A 1,116-nucleotide genomic window follows, 5' to 3' on the forward strand; every position below is an offset into this window, starting at 1 on the left:
CCGGAGATGACGGGATACATGAACGAGACGATGGCGCTGTATCGCCTTGTGTTCATGACGGAGAACCGGTGGACGTTCCTGGTGGACGGCACGGCGCGGGCCGGGATCGAGGCGGCGCTGGTGTCGCTGGTGGAGCCGGGGGCGCGGCTGCTGGTGATCCAGGCGGGTCGGTTCGGGCTGCTGCTGTCGGAGATCGGGCGGCGGATCGGGGCGGAGATCCGCACGCTGGAGGTTCCGTGGGGCGAGGTGGCGAGCCTGGAGCGGATCGAGGCGGCGCTCGTGGCGCATCGTCCGCAGGTGCTGGCGGCGATCCATGGCGATACCTCGACGACGATGGCGCAGCCTCTGGAGGGGGTTGGGGCGCTGTGCCGGCGGCATGGCGTGCTGTCCTATGTCGATGCGACGGCGACGCTGGGCGGGATGGCGGTGGCGACCGACGCGTGGGGCGTGGACGTGGTGACGGGGGGCTTGCAGAAATGCATGGGCGGGCCGCCGGGCTCGGCGCCGATCACGCTTTCGGACCGGGCGGCGGCGCATATCATGAAGCGGCGGCATGTCGAGGCGGGGATACGCGGCGCGGATCTGGACGAGGGGGAGGGTGCGCTGATCGGGTCGAACTATTTCGACCTGGCGATGGTGATGGATTACTGGTCGGAGAAGCGGCTGAACCATCATACCGAGGCGACCAGCATGCTGTATGCGGCGCGCGAGGCGGCGCGGGTGATGGTGGAAGAGGGGCTGGAGGCGCGGTTTGCGCGGCATCGGGCGGCGGGTGCGGCGATGGCGGCGGGGCTGCGGGCGATGGGGCTGGTGCTGTATGGGCAGGATGCGCACCGGATGACCAACGTGACGGGGGTGTATATTCCCGCTGGGGTGGATGGGGAGCGGGTGCGGGCGCGGATGCGCGGGGAGTTCGAGATCGAGATCGGGACGGCGTTCGGGCCGCTGGCGGGGCGGATCTGGCGGATCGGGGCGATGGGCTACAACGCGATGCGGCACAAGGTGCTGATCACGCTCGGCGCGCTGGAGGCCGTGCTGCGCGCCGAGGGCCATGCGCCGCCGGCGGGGGCGGCCATCGAGGCCGCGCGGGCCGTCTACGAGGCCGCGTCGTGAGCG

At 71.1% G+C, this 1,116-nt stretch carries 1 protein-coding gene; it reads left to right on the forward strand.

The genetic code is table 11. The features are described 5' to 3' along the window. On the forward strand, window positions 1-1,113 hold a 1,113-nt coding region (locus tag HLH48_RS22770; protein WP_182999721.1), incomplete at its 5' end, for a pyridoxal-phosphate-dependent aminotransferase family protein. Window positions 1,114-1,116 lie beyond the last annotated feature (3 nt).

Source organism: Gluconacetobacter sacchari (assembly GCF_014174255.1).
Taxonomy (GTDB): Bacteria; Pseudomonadota; Alphaproteobacteria; order Acetobacterales; family Acetobacteraceae; genus Gluconacetobacter; species Gluconacetobacter sacchari.